The following is a 12,759-nucleotide window of genomic DNA, read 5'->3' on the forward strand; positions in this document are numbered from 1 at the left end:
GGTGAGTTAAGAGAAATGACTCACAGAGAAAATTTAGAAGAATTAGAAAAAAGTTACTTAGATAAGAGGGCTACTTTAAGTACAGAAACAGCAGGCAGAAAGTATAAAGAACTTAAATGTGAAGTGAGGACTGCGTTTCAAAGGGACCGAGACCGCATTATTCATTCTAAAGCATTTAGGCGTTTAAAACATAAGACTCAAGTGTTTATTGCTCCTGAAGGAGATCATTATAGAACTCGTTTAACCCATACACTAGAGGTAGCACAGATAGCTAGAACGATTGCTAGAGCGTTATGCTTAAATGAGGATTTAACAGAAGCTATAGCCCTAGGTCATGATTTGGGTCATACTCCTTTTGGGCATGCTGGTGAAGAAGCATTAGCTGAAGTATACATAAAGGATTTTAAGCATAATCAACAAAGTTTGAGAGTGGTAGAACTATTAGAAGATAAATCTGATGATTACCCTGGGTTGAATTTAACTCTTGAAGTTAGAGATGGGATTTTAAATCATACAGGTGAAGTACAACCTATGACTTTAGAAGGGCAGATTGTTAAAATAGCAGATAGGGTTGCATATATTAATCATGATATAGATGATGCATTACGTGCTGAGATTATATCTAAAAATGATCTTCCAAAATCTGCTCTAGAAGTACTAGGGGAGGAGAATTCCAAGAGGATTGACATAATGGTTAAGGATATTATAGATAATAGTCAATATCGCAATAGAATTCATATGAGTCAAGAGGTAAGTAAGGAAACAAATAATTTAAGAAGTTTTCTCTATGAAACAGTCTATATTGGCTCACGGGCTAAAACAGAAGAAGATGAGGCTAAGGAATTATTAAAGAATCTCTTTACTCATTATAATAAATATCCTGACAATCTCCCAGATGAGTTTAAAAATAGGAGAGAGGAAATGCTTTTACCAAGGATAGTTGCAGATTATGTCGCTGGAATGACAGATAGATATGCTTTAAAAAGAGGTAAAGAGTTATTCTTACCTCAACCGTGGTTAGGATAATAAATGTATAATTCAATAGAAAATGGAAATAATAATTTTGGATTCTAATGGTAATAATATATATTTATTTATAAAATTATCTTCCATGAAGAAGGAATTTGGTGATTTTTATCGAAAAATTGTTATTGTTGCCTATTTTATATGATTGGAGATTAAAATGAAAATTCTAGTTGATGCTGATGCTTGTCCAGTTAAAGATTTAATTATTGAAATTGCAGCTAAGGTGAATTATCAAGTGACATTAGTTAGCAGTGTGTCACATTGGTCTAATAGTATAGATAACAATGAATTAGTAAAATATATTGTTGTTGATAACTTACCTGAAGCTGCGGATATGAAGATAATTAATTTAGCCAATTGTGGTGATGTTGTAATAACTCAGGATTACGGTTTAGCAGCTATGTTATTAGGAAAAGAAGTAAAAGTATTATCACCACGGGGAAAATTATTTACAGATGAGAATATTAATTATCTTTTAAGTAAACGACATCATTCGGCTAAGTTGCGTAGAAGTGGTAATAAAACTAAAGGTCCTAGCAAGTATTCTAAGTCTGATCGGAAAAGATTTGAACGCGTTTTAAAAGAAATAATTTAGATTCTTATGATCTAAGGGTGAGGTGCTTTGGCATATATAAATGATGATTTTATAGATGAGGTTAGAACTGGCAATAATATAATCGATGTGATATCTGATTATCTTAAATTGGATCAGGCAGGAAATAATTATAAAGGCTTATGTCCTTTTCACAACGAAAAGACTCCATCTTTTATGGTGAGTCCTGAAAAACAGTTATATCACTGCTTTGGTTGTGGAGCTGGTGGAAATGTTTTTAATTTTATTATGGAAATTGAGAATTTAGAGTTTGTAGAAGCAGTTAAAATATTAGCAGAAAGAATAGGCCTTTCTTTACCTAAACAAGGAGGGGTTAAAGAGAGACAGACTACTGAAAAAAGTGAAATATATGAAATTCATGATTGGGCTACTAAGTATTTTAATTATCTTTTAACCGAAGTAGACCAGGGATCAGAGGCATACAATTATTTAAGACAGCGAGAAATCAAGCGTAAAACTATTGATAAGTTTAAATTAGGTTATGCGCCAGACAGTTGGGAATCCCTATTTAAGTTTTTAAAAAAGAAAGGTTATTCAGCTCAAAGAATTCATCAAGCTGGTTTAATTATTCCTCGTAAAAAAGGAAAGGGATATTATGATAGGTTTCGTAATCGAGTAATTTTTACTATTTTTAATTCTAGAGGGCGCGTAATCGGTTTTGGTGGTAGAGTTTTAGATGATTCTCATCCTAAATACTTAAATTCACCGGAAACTATGATATTTAATAAAAAGCGCAATTTATATGGATTTAATTTAGCCAAAAAAGAGATAAGAAATTCAGAAAGTGCAATTATTGTTGAAGGATATACTGATGTAATTACGGGATATCAAGCAGGAATCCATAACATGGTTGCTTCTTTAGGTACTTCTTTAACTAAAGAGCAGGCTAAGTTATTAAGTCGCTACGCAGAACGTGCGTATATAGCGTATGATGGAGATGCTGCTGGTGAACAAGCTACTTTGCGTGGGTTAAATATCTTAAAAAAAGAAGGTATTGAGGTTTATGTAGTTGACTTACCATCAGGAGCAGATCCGGATGAAGTAATTAGAGAGAGAGGACAAGAATATTTTAATTCTTTATTAAAAGAGGCTATGTCATTAATTGAATTTAAGATAGAACAAATCTTATTAGATGATGGATCAATTAGAGTTGAAGATAAAGTAAAGAAAGTGGATCAGATAATTCCGATTTTAGCTGAGATAGATAATGAAATTGAACAGACGGAATATGTTAAGAAAGTGGCTAATAAAATAGATACAGAGATTAAGGCAATAAAAGCGAGATTAAAGAAATATCTTTATCAAAAAGATAAGGATAGAAATTATAAAAACTGGGATAATAAAGATAAATCTAACTATAGTGCGGCTGAAAATGATGAAGAATCAAACATTTATATAGAATCAGCAAGGAAACTTTTAGAATTAATGTTAACAGATATTCAAATATTAAATTTAGTTAAAGAAGAACTCGATGCAGAGGACTTTATTACACCTAAATATCAATCTGTTGCAGATCTTATTTTTGGGTTAGAAAATTTAAATGTAGGGAAACTTTTAGATCAAGTAAATAATATGGAGATTAAAGAATTGTTAACTAAATTATCAGTTAGTATTAATTATGAAGAGGGTTTTGGAGAGTATCAGATCAAGGAAGATGCTAGAGGATATATAAAAAAAATAAAGGAGTATCAACTTAAGATGAAGAAAGAAAAACTAGAAAAAGAAATACAAGAATATGAAGCAAGTGGTGACTTTGCTAAGCTTAGACCACTTTTAAGAGAATATCAAAATTTATTTGCCAATAATTCTGATATCATTGGAAAGGAGGGGAATTAATGACTGAGAAAAACCGTAAAGTAATTGAAAAGGAAGTTAAGAAGTTAATTAAAAAAGGAAAAAAAGATGGTAATTTAAGCTATGAAGAGATAATGGATGCATTATCTGAAGTTGAGTTAAGCCCTGAACAGATAGATGATATATATGAAACATTGGCTGATGTGGGGATTGAGGTTGCTAATCAGGAGCAAGAAGGCGATAATAAAGATAAAAAGTCTAAGGATAATGCAGAAGAAGAAGATGATGATAATAGTAGTGATTTAGACCTTAGTGTTCCAGATGGAGTAGGGATAGATGATCCTGTTCGTATGTATTTAAAGGAGATTGGGAAAGTACCATTATTAACTGCAGAAGAAGAAGTTTCATTAGCTAAAAGAATGGAAGCAGGCGATGAAGAGGCTAAGCAAATGCTAGCAGAGGCTAATTTACGATTGGTAGTTAGTATTGCTAAAAAATATGTGGGTAGAGGAATGTTATTTTTAGATTTAATTCAAGAAGGTAATTTAGGTTTGATTAAAGCTGTAGAGAAGTTTGATTATACTAAAGGATATAAATTTAGTACCTATGCAACTTGGTGGATTAGACAAGCTATTACTCGTTCTATAGCTGATCAGGCAAGAACGATTAGAATTCCAGTGCATATGGTAGAAACAATCAATAAAGTAATAAGAGTCTCTAGACATCTTTTACAGGAATTAGGTAGAGAAGCAACTCCTGAAGAGATAGCAGCAGAAATGGATTTAACCGAAGAGAAGGTACAAGAGATTATGAAAATTGCTCAAGAACCAGTTTCATTAGAAACTCCTATTGGGGAAGAAGAGGATAGTCATTTAGGAGATTTTATTGAGGATGAAGATGCTCCAGCGCCATCTGCTGCTGCATCATTTATGTTACTTCAAGAACAGCTTGATGAAGTCTTAGATACTCTAAGTGATCGCGAAAAGAGGGTGCTAGAGCTAAGATTTGGTGTTGAAGATGGTCGTTCCCGTACTTTAGAGGAAGTGGGTAAAGAATTCGGAGTAACTAGAGAAAGAATTAGACAGATAGAGGCTAAGGCTTTACGTAAATTAAGACATCCTAGCCGAAGTAAGAAATTAAAAGATTATTTAGATTAATTTAAATGGAAATTTGTTAGAAATAATTATTTGTAAATATGAATGAGTAATTAAAAGATAAGTTTAGATAATCCGGGATAATCAAGTTAAATCATTAATAGAGTCTGTTGACCTTTTGATGATTTTATCATATAATATCTTTGTCTTACCAATGGTCCCCGATAGCTCAGCTGGTAGAGCAGATGGCTGTTAACCATCGAGCCGTAGGTTCGAGTCCTACTCGGGGAGCCATTTTGATTTTTGGACCCATAGCTCAGTTGGTCAGAGCACTCGGCTCATAACCGAGTAGTCCTAGGTTCGAATCCTAGTGGGTCCACCATTTTATAATTTTATTAAAAATGGATTACATATTAAGTATATTAAACCCTTCATCATTAGATGAGGGGTTTTTAGTTATATCTTTATTTACAATTGTAGATATGTGTTGACTTTGTTCTTTATAATAAAAATTGCAGGAACTTTTTAGACTCTATTGAATATAATGATATAGAGGTTATATATTAGTTATAATAGTTACCATAAATGTATATTATATTAATTAAGGTTTCTTTGGAGTAAATAATTAAGATATGTGGTGAGTAAAAATGAAAATATCAGATAGATTATTAAAGTTAGTATCATTTATACCTAAACCTTGTAGCGTAGCAGATATTGGGACTGACCATGCTTATCTTCCTATTCATTTAGAGCAAAATTATGAATGTAAGAAGATAATTGCTAGTGATATAAAGTCTGGCCCTTATCAGGCAGCATTAAAGAATGTAGAAAAATTTGGTTTAGAACGGGAAATTGAGGTTAGATTAGGACCAGGGTTAAGTATTTTAGATCCTTACAAAGTAGAGACAGTAGTAATAGCTGGAATGGGAGGAATAACTATATCGGAAATTTTATCTGCTAATCAGCAGATAACTGATTCAATAAATAGATTTATATTACAACCGATGAATGCCAGTGCAGCTTTAAGAGATTGGTTAATTAATAATAAATTTAAAATTATAGATGAAGATTTAGTTAAAGAAAGAAATAGGTATTATGAGGTTATAGTAGCGGAAACAGGTGAAGAAATAATTCATGATGATTTCATATTGGAAATAGGTCCTAGACTTAAAGAGAAGAAACCAGAATCTTATGTAGAATTTTTGAATACTAAAATGAAAAATTGGCAACACATCTTAAATAAGTTGCCTGACACAAAGAATCAAGAGATACTTAATAAAAGAAGTCAATTAGAGGGAAAAATTGCTAAAACTCAGGAGGTAATTAGATGTCTTTAAGTGCTCAACAAGTGATTCAATTAATTGAAGAATTAGCTCCTAAGAAATTAGCTGCCGACTGGGATAATGTAGGCTTACAGGTTGGTGCTTATGACCAAAGAGTAAGCAAAGTATTAGTTACATTAGATGTTAATCGGGCTGTGATGGATGAAGCTATAGCAAAAGAAGTAGATTTAATAATTTCCCATCATCCGGTTATTTTCAAATCATTATCAGAGGTTAGGTTTGATACAGAAATAGGCAGGATAATTAGGAGTGCCATTAAGAATGAAATTAATATTTATGTAGCGCATACTAATTATGACATAGCTAAAGGTGGATTAAATGATCTCTTAGCCGATAAGTTAGATTTATTAGATGTACAAATATTACAGCCAACTTTTGAAGATGAGGTGAAGAAATTAGTAACTTTTGTTCCAGAAGAGAGTATTGATGAAGTTAGAGAAGCTATTACATCAGCAGGAGCTGGTTGGATTGGTAATTATAGTGATTGTACATTTCAAATGAAAGGAGTAGGTGCTTTTAAACCATTAGCAGATTCTACTCCCTACCTTGGTGAAGAAGGTCAATTGGAAAGTGTAAAGGAAGTAAGATTAGAGACTATAGTACCTGCTAGTAAATTGAAACGAGTAATTAATAAGTTAAATAAAGTTCATCCTTATGAAGAGGTTGCTTATGATATTTATCCAGTAGAGATTAATGGTGAGAGTTTTGGTTTAGGTAGAATTGGAAAATTAAAGGCTAGTTTATCTTTTGTAGAATTAATAGCTCAAGTAAAAAAACAGTTAGGTGTTGCTGATTTACGGGTTGTAGAACCTAAAGTAGATACGATTAAAAAAATTGCTCTATGCAGTGGTAGTGGAGCTGATTTAATTAAGAAAGCAGCTTTTAAAGGAGCAGACTTGTTATTAACTGGAGATCTAAAATATCATGATGCAGAATTAGCTGTAGAATTAGGATTAGGAATCATAGATGCTGGACATTATGGTACAGAAATTATTATGCAAAAAGGAATTGTAGAATATCTTAAGACTAAAATTCAAGAACGAGGATTAGAAGAAATTGAAGTTAGTAGTGCTAAAAGTAATAAAGGATTTATACAGATAGTTTAGGTAGGTCAACAGTTACTCGCTGTTTGATCTACCTTTTTGTATTGAAGTTGGTGAAAGGAGGGGGAATATGGTAATATACTTTAAAACTTGTGAAATATGTGGTCAGGCAATTAATAAAGGTAGATTAGAGGCATTACCATTAACTAGGCTATGTATTGATTGTGCAAAAACTTTTGGCTCTGACATTAAAGATAGTAATACAAAAGTTGGAATGGACCAAGACACTTACTGTGATTTATTAGGGGCTGTAAGAAGTTAAGTTTATACTAATATTTCTTTAGAAAGGGGAAAAAACATGCCGGAGTTAGAGGAGTTATATAGATTACAGCAATTCGATAATGATATAGATAGAATTAAAAATACTTTGGATGACCAAAGTATTTTAAAAGAGATAGAAGAAATTGAGCTTAAAATTACTAATTTACAAAAAAAGATTAAGACTAAAGATCAAAATAAAGAAGAATTAAATAATGAACTTAAGAATAAAGAATATGAGAATAATAAATTAAATAGTCAAATAAAAAATTATAAAGATCAATTATATAATGGAGAAAGTAATCCTAAAGAATTGGAACAATTACAATCTAAGATGAATGAATTAAAAGAACAACAATCAGAATTAGAAGATGAAATCCTAGACGTGATGATGAAGTTAGAGAATTTAGTTGAAGATAAAGAAGAATTAAATAATAAATTAGAAACTTATCGTAATGATTTAACTAAATTTCAGAAAAATTATAAAGAAAGACAGATAAAATTAAATGAGGAATTAGAGGAAGTGAAGAAGGTAAGGGATAAATTAAATAATGATTTAGATGACACATTAATTGCTAAGTATAATAGATTGAAGGAAAAGAAAGCAGGCTTAGTTGTAGTTGAATTAAATGATGGTTATTGCATGGGATGTAGAGTTGGATTGTCTACTAAGAATGCAGAAGCAGTTAAAAATAGTAATGAAATGATCAAATGCGAAAATTGTGGTCGGATTTTATATTGGACTGGTGAAGAGTAATACTGGGAGGAGATTTATAAATTATGACAGAATTAAATATATATACTGATGGAGCATCTAGGGGCAATCCTGGTCCGGCGGGTATAGGAGCAGTTATCTTTGACAAGACAGGAAATAGGAAGGAAGAATTGGCTAAATATATTGGAGAGACTACTAATAATGTTGCTGAATATAAGGCAATTTTAGAGGGTCTTAAATTAGCAAAGAGCCTTACTCCTAAGGTTGTTAATTTATTTGCAGATAGTCAATTAGTAATTAAACAGTTGACCGGTGAATATCGAGTTAAGAGTAAAAGATTAAAGCCTTATTATAATGAGGTTAAGGCATTATTAGCAGAGATACCAGAATATAATCTTAAACATATTCCAAGGGAAGAGAATAAAGAGGCAGATAAATTAGCTAATTTAGGAATTGATCAGTTAGATAAACAGAATGAAGAATTAAAATTTGATTTAAATGAGTTAAGCAATCAGCTAAAAGAAGAAGTAACAGAATTTGAAGTATCACCTGATTTAATTCCTATTATTAATGAAATTAAATCACAAATTATAAATAGAGATCTTAATATGGACGATAGTTTAACTCAAGGAATAATTTATGGTTTATTATTAGCTAAAAGAATAAATTAATAATTCTACTTGACAATTAATGATTAAGGTGTTATCATGTTAAAGCAGTTGATGATAATAATTAAATATTTGAGCGAATAAGTAGACTAAGTAATCGTAAGTAGAGATTGAATCTCTACTTGAGGAAAGTCCGAGCTCCATAGAGCAGGGTGCTGGGTAACACTCAGCCAAAGTGATTTGCGGGAAAGTGCCACAGAGAGTATACCGCCTACTGTAAAGTAGGTAAGGGTGAAAGGGTGCGGTAAGAGCGCACCGGGGGTCTGGTGACAGACACCGCATGGTAAACCCCGCCTGGAGCAAGACCAAATAGGGGGAGGTTAAGGGCTGCTCGTCCATCTTCTCGGGTTAGGTCGCTTGAGGTAGTAGGTAACTACTACCCTAGATAGATGATTACTTTAAATGACAGAACTCGGCTTACAGGTCTGCTTATTTGCTTATATTATGATTAAAAGACTTACCGATTATCGGTAAGTCTTTTACAATATATTAAAGAAAATTAGAGTTTAGTATTATTGATTAGATTAGTAATGTTTACATTTAGCAAATTATGTAGTATTATATAATGAAAAGTAAAGGAATAATATCGTGAAGGTGAGTAAGTATGTTAAAAAGTTCTTATATGGAGAATAAGAATGGTTGGTTAGGCTTAATGCAAATAAAGAGAATTAATTTTTTATTACCAGAGATAGTTAAAGAGATTAACGAATTATTTTTAGAACTAAATTTAGATGTAGTAATTGCAGGTGGGATAATCTCAGATAGTTATTTACTTGACCAAGAAATTATTTCAGAAATAAAATCATCAGATATTGATATATTCATAAATATAAAAGTAGATTCAGATAAAATAATTAAAAAATTAAATAGCAGAGAAAACATTTCAGATTTAACTCCAGTACAAGAAGAGAAGATTACTGCGACTTATTCTAAAGAGTTAGTGAGTAAAAGAGTTACATTTAATTATAATGGTTATGATTGTGATTTATTATTTTGTACTAATCCTCAAACTAAAGTTTGGGATTTCGATTTAACATTTAGGCAATTTATGTATTTTAAAGATGAATTATATGCTACGCAGTTAGCTATTAATGATATTAAAGATAAGTTATTAAGGGTTTTAAATCCGGTTAATAATATAATTACTTTAAAAAGGTTAACTAAATTTAAAAGGAAATATAATTTTAAATTTGAAATGAAAAGTTATAATTTATTATTAAATTATATTATGTGGCTAGATAAGAAGCAAGGTTTAGAAATAAAAGATTATAAAATAGGAAATTATAATGAACGAAAAAGAAGGCAATTATTTACTGGGCAATTAAAAGAATATTATTATCGATTAATTAGTCAGAAGAAGGCCCATGGTCGAGCTTTAATAACATATTTACTTATTAATAATAATTATTATAATGATTATTTTAATAATTTGCTGGGGACATATCATATAGAATATGATACTAATTTAAATTATAGTAGGTTTATTAATAAAGTAAAGGATTTACATTTTAAGATTAAAACTGAATTCCAAGATAAAAAAGAAGTAATCGAATCTAAGAATCGACCAAAAGATATAGTGGATATTGATTGGGAAGATTGGAAACGAATTTTTAGCATGTTAGAGCAAGTAAGTGAATTAGAATTTAGAGAGTTCTTAAAAGGGTGGCTAAATGATAATAAAGTTGATAATTGTTATAGATGGCATTCTCCTAAAATAGGGAAATTATTAGTTAATTTAAAGGGGTTTATTGATGATTTAGGCCTTAATTATTATAAGAATTATGCTATTAATCTATGTGATCAACTTTTAGAACTATTTAATACTAGAGGACCAGATAATTTTGAATTTAAAATTACTATTTCCCAAGAACCTATAGATTTACTATCAATATCGACTGATCAGAATTGGACCAGTTGTTTAGAGCTTCCAGACCCTGATAGTCAGCGAACTAGTGCAGCGAGAATTGCTGCTAATCTACAGCCTAATACTTTAGTTGCTTACATAACTGATTTAAAAGGAGAAGAATGGCTAGGAAGAGTCATAATAAGATTATTGAGAAATGGTAATTTGACTCTAGAAAAATATTATGGAGAGCCTATTTTAAAAGAAGTTTTATTTAATAAGTTAGAAAAGATTATTCTAGATTCTGATTATCAATTGAGTAAGGGAGAGGCCGGCCAAAGTTGTGTTTTCGTAGAATGGGAACCATATTCAGACCAAGGAAGAGTACAAAGTTTAAATAATAATCTATATCGAGAATATTATATAGACTATTCATTGCCTACAGTTATTAAAAGTCGATTTGAGAAATAGAAGAGAAGGAGGGGATATAAGATGGAGAGATTAGGATATTTAGGTCCAGAAGGCACCTTTACTAATGAGGCAGCTATAGAATTTATTAGTGGTCAGTCGATAAGTTTAATCCCCTATGAAGATATTCAATCTTTAATGTTAGCTATTGCTAATGAAGAGGAAGAAGCAGGGATAGTACCTATTGAAAATTCTTTAGAAGGCTCTGTAAATATAACCTTAGATCTATTGGCTCACAAAGTGGATTTGAAGATTATAGCGGAAGTATTGATGCCGATTAACCATAATCTAATTGGGCAAAGAAAGGCTAATTTATCACAAGTTACTCAAGTTCTTTCTCATCCTCAGGCTTTAGCTCAGTGTCGAGATAATCTAAATAAAATTTTAGATAAATTTAAGTTAATAAATACTAGCAGTACTGCTGAAGCTGTACAGACTATTTCAGATAAAGATTCTAATTGGGCAGCTATCGGTTCTAAACTAGTAGCTCGATTAAATAAGCTAAAGGTTTTAGAATCTAATATCCAAGATAATGAATTGAATTGGACTAGATTTATAGTTTTAAATAAAAAAGAAAGAAGAAAGGTTAATGATGCTAAGACTTCGTTAATCTGTTCTCCACTTACAGATAGACCAGGGATTTTATATGAAATATTAAAAGAGTTTGCTCAAAGAGATATTAATCTAACTAAAATAGAGTCTCGTCCTGCTCGTAAAATGTTAGGAGATTATATATTCTTTATAGATTTTGAAGGTGGTCAACATAAAAAAAGAGTTAGAGAAACTTTAACAATATTAGATAATAAGACCTCATTTATCAAAATATTAGGTTCGTATCCTAAATTTAAGTATTAAAGTGATGAATAGAGAATAAATTGAAAAGTTGGGCTTATTATGTTAAAATAGATAAGAAGCTTTTTCAAAAGGAGGTATCATGATGGCTGGACATTCTAAATGGGCCAATATAAAGCATAAAAAGAAGAAAGAAGATAAAAGAAGAGGAAAATTGTTTTCTAAATTAAGCAAGAAGATAGCTGTTGCTGCTAGAGAAGGTGGCGGAGATCCTGAAATGAATTCTGATCTCAGAATGGCTATCCAAAAGGCAAAAGATAATAATATGCCTAAAGATAATATACAAAGGGCTGTTGACCGAGGCACAGGTAACTTAGATGGTGTAGATTATGAACGTATTATTTATGAAGGTTATGCACCAGCAGGAATTGCTCTATATTTAGATTTAATGAGTGATAATCGAAATAGAACAGCTTCTGAAATTAGACATATCCTTTCTAAACGTGGTGGGAATTTAGGAGAAGAGGGATGTGTTGCTTGGATGTTTGATCGGAAAGGTCAATTAATTATTGATAGAACAGAAGAAGATGTAGATGAAGATGAGGTAATGATGTCTGCATTAGAAGCAGGAGCTGAAGATATTACTATTGAAGAAGATATGATTGAGATCATTAGTCTTCCTAGTGATTTAGAGGAAGTTAGAGAGACTATGGAAGAAGATGGATATAAATTTGATTCTGGAGATGTAGTTATGCTTCCACAGAATATAATCAAATTAGACGATAAAAGTGATGCTAAGAAAGTTTTAAAAGTAATTGATGCCTTAGAAGATCATGATGATGTACAAGATGTTTATGCTAACTTCGATATTCCTGATGAAATTATGGAAGAAATAGAAACTGAAGAAGAATAAAACTTGTTTAGAAGACATCTAGAAATTATAATCTGGATGTCTTTTTACATTGAAGTATATTATCATCTTAGTCAGGGAATGATAACAAAAACAGCTTACTGTGATGAATATAAAATAAAACCTGGAAGG

The 12,759-nt window shown here is 31.1% G+C and carries 12 protein-coding genes, 2 tRNA genes and 1 other RNA gene; all 15 read left to right on the forward strand.

Annotated elements, in window-relative coordinates; all coding sequences use genetic code 11:
• Nucleotides 1-15: 15 nt before the first annotated feature.
• The 15 genes from B5D41_RS07945 to B5D41_RS08015 all read left to right on the forward strand — a co-directional run bounded on the left by B5D41_RS07945 (nt 16) and on the right by B5D41_RS08015 (nt 12,630).
• A complete protein-coding gene (locus tag B5D41_RS07945) occupies nt 16-1,026 on the forward strand; it encodes a deoxyguanosinetriphosphate triphosphohydrolase (RefSeq protein ID WP_078810094.1) in 1,011 nt (336 codons plus the stop codon).
• A gap of 157 nt (nt 1,027-1,183) precedes the next feature.
• Nucleotides 1,184-1,621, forward strand: coding sequence for a YaiI/YqxD family protein (locus tag B5D41_RS07950; protein WP_078810095.1), 438 nt, complete (start codon nt 1,184-1,186; stop codon nt 1,619-1,621).
• 27 nt (nt 1,622-1,648) lie between these two features.
• Nucleotides 1,649-3,475, forward strand: coding sequence for a DNA primase (dnaG, locus tag B5D41_RS07955; protein ID WP_078810096.1), 1,827 nt, complete (start codon nt 1,649-1,651; stop codon nt 3,473-3,475).
• On the forward strand, nt 3,475-4,590 hold the full coding sequence (rpoD, locus tag B5D41_RS07960) for an RNA polymerase sigma factor RpoD (RefSeq protein ID WP_078810097.1): 1,116 nt from the start codon (nt 3,475-3,477) through the stop codon (nt 4,588-4,590). Before dnaG ends, rpoD begins: the two co-directional genes overlap by 1 nt.
• Nucleotides 4,591-4,745: 155 nt before the next feature.
• Nucleotides 4,746-4,821 (forward strand) — tRNA-Asn (locus B5D41_RS07965).
• A gap of 11 nt (nt 4,822-4,832) precedes the next feature.
• Nucleotides 4,833-4,909: transfer RNA gene (locus B5D41_RS07970), tRNA-Ile, on the forward strand.
• A gap of 265 nt (nt 4,910-5,174) precedes the next feature.
• A complete protein-coding gene (locus tag B5D41_RS07975) occupies nt 5,175-5,864 on the forward strand; it encodes a tRNA (adenine(22)-N(1))-methyltransferase (RefSeq protein WP_078810098.1) in 690 nt (229 codons plus the stop codon).
• On the forward strand, nt 5,855-6,976 hold the full coding sequence (locus tag B5D41_RS07980; protein WP_078810099.1) for a Nif3-like dinuclear metal center hexameric protein: 1,122 nt from the start codon (nt 5,855-5,857) through the stop codon (nt 6,974-6,976). Before B5D41_RS07975 ends, B5D41_RS07980 begins: the two co-directional genes overlap by 10 nt.
• A gap of 67 nt (nt 6,977-7,043) precedes the next feature.
• A complete protein-coding gene (locus tag B5D41_RS14250) occupies nt 7,044-7,235 on the forward strand; it encodes a TraR/DksA family transcriptional regulator (RefSeq protein WP_078810100.1) in 192 nt (63 codons plus the stop codon).
• A 36-nt stretch (nt 7,236-7,271) separates the two neighbouring features.
• The gene (locus tag B5D41_RS07990; protein WP_078810101.1) at nt 7,272-7,988 is read left to right on the forward strand and encodes a zinc ribbon domain-containing protein; all 717 of its coding nucleotides are present in this window, start codon (nt 7,272-7,274) and stop codon (nt 7,986-7,988) included.
• Nucleotides 7,989-8,011: 23 nt separating this feature from the next.
• The gene (locus B5D41_RS07995; RefSeq protein WP_078810102.1) at nt 8,012-8,617 is read left to right on the forward strand and encodes a ribonuclease HI family protein; all 606 of its coding nucleotides are present in this window, start codon (nt 8,012-8,014) and stop codon (nt 8,615-8,617) included.
• Nucleotides 8,618-8,695: 78 nt separating this feature from the next.
• Nucleotides 8,696-9,050: RNase P RNA component class A (gene rnpB, locus B5D41_RS08000), an RNA gene on the forward strand.
• A gap of 168 nt (nt 9,051-9,218) precedes the next feature.
• Nucleotides 9,219-10,928, forward strand: coding sequence for a hypothetical protein (locus B5D41_RS08005; protein ID WP_078810103.1), 1,710 nt, complete (start codon nt 9,219-9,221; stop codon nt 10,926-10,928).
• 21 nt (nt 10,929-10,949) lie between these two features.
• Nucleotides 10,950-11,780, forward strand: a complete 831-nt coding sequence (pheA, locus tag B5D41_RS08010; RefSeq protein WP_078810104.1) for a prephenate dehydratase — start codon at nt 10,950-10,952, stop codon at nt 11,778-11,780.
• An 82-nt stretch (nt 11,781-11,862) separates the two neighbouring features.
• Nucleotides 11,863-12,630 (forward strand): YebC/PmpR family DNA-binding transcriptional regulator, encoded by a 768-nt coding sequence (locus B5D41_RS08015; RefSeq protein WP_078810105.1) that lies wholly within the window; start codon nt 11,863-11,865, stop codon nt 12,628-12,630.
• Nucleotides 12,631-12,759 lie beyond the last annotated feature (129 nt).

Origin of the sequence: Selenihalanaerobacter shriftii (genome assembly GCF_900167185.1) — a bacterium.
Lineage (GTDB): Bacteria > Bacillota > Halanaerobiia > Halobacteroidales > Acetohalobiaceae > Selenihalanaerobacter > Selenihalanaerobacter shriftii.

What these genes read in the sequence shown, in the direction of transcription:
- B5D41_RS07945 (WP_078810094.1), top strand. Translation starts at nt 16, where the DNA reads ATGACTCACAGAGAAAATTTAGAAGAATTAGAAAAAAGTTACTTAGAT.
- B5D41_RS07950 (WP_078810095.1), top strand. Translation starts at nt 1,184, where the DNA reads ATGAAAATTCTAGTTGATGCTGATGCTTGTCCAGTTAAAGATTTAATT.
- rpoD (WP_078810097.1), top strand. Translation starts at nt 3,475, where the DNA reads ATGACTGAGAAAAACCGTAAAGTAATTGAAAAGGAAGTTAAGAAGTTA.
- B5D41_RS07975 (WP_078810098.1), top strand. Translation starts at nt 5,175, where the DNA reads ATGAAAATATCAGATAGATTATTAAAGTTAGTATCATTTATACCTAAA.
- B5D41_RS07980 (WP_078810099.1), top strand. Translation starts at nt 5,855, where the DNA reads ATGTCTTTAAGTGCTCAACAAGTGATTCAATTAATTGAAGAATTAGCT.
- B5D41_RS14250 (WP_078810100.1), top strand. Translation starts at nt 7,044, where the DNA reads ATGGTAATATACTTTAAAACTTGTGAAATATGTGGTCAGGCAATTAAT.
- B5D41_RS07990 (WP_078810101.1), top strand. Translation starts at nt 7,272, where the DNA reads ATGCCGGAGTTAGAGGAGTTATATAGATTACAGCAATTCGATAATGAT.
- B5D41_RS07995 (WP_078810102.1), top strand. Translation starts at nt 8,012, where the DNA reads ATGACAGAATTAAATATATATACTGATGGAGCATCTAGGGGCAATCCT.
- B5D41_RS08005 (WP_078810103.1), top strand. Translation starts at nt 9,219, where the DNA reads ATGTTAAAAAGTTCTTATATGGAGAATAAGAATGGTTGGTTAGGCTTA.
- pheA (WP_078810104.1), top strand. Translation starts at nt 10,950, where the DNA reads ATGGAGAGATTAGGATATTTAGGTCCAGAAGGCACCTTTACTAATGAG.
- B5D41_RS08015 (WP_078810105.1), top strand. Translation starts at nt 11,863, where the DNA reads ATGGCTGGACATTCTAAATGGGCCAATATAAAGCATAAAAAGAAGAAA.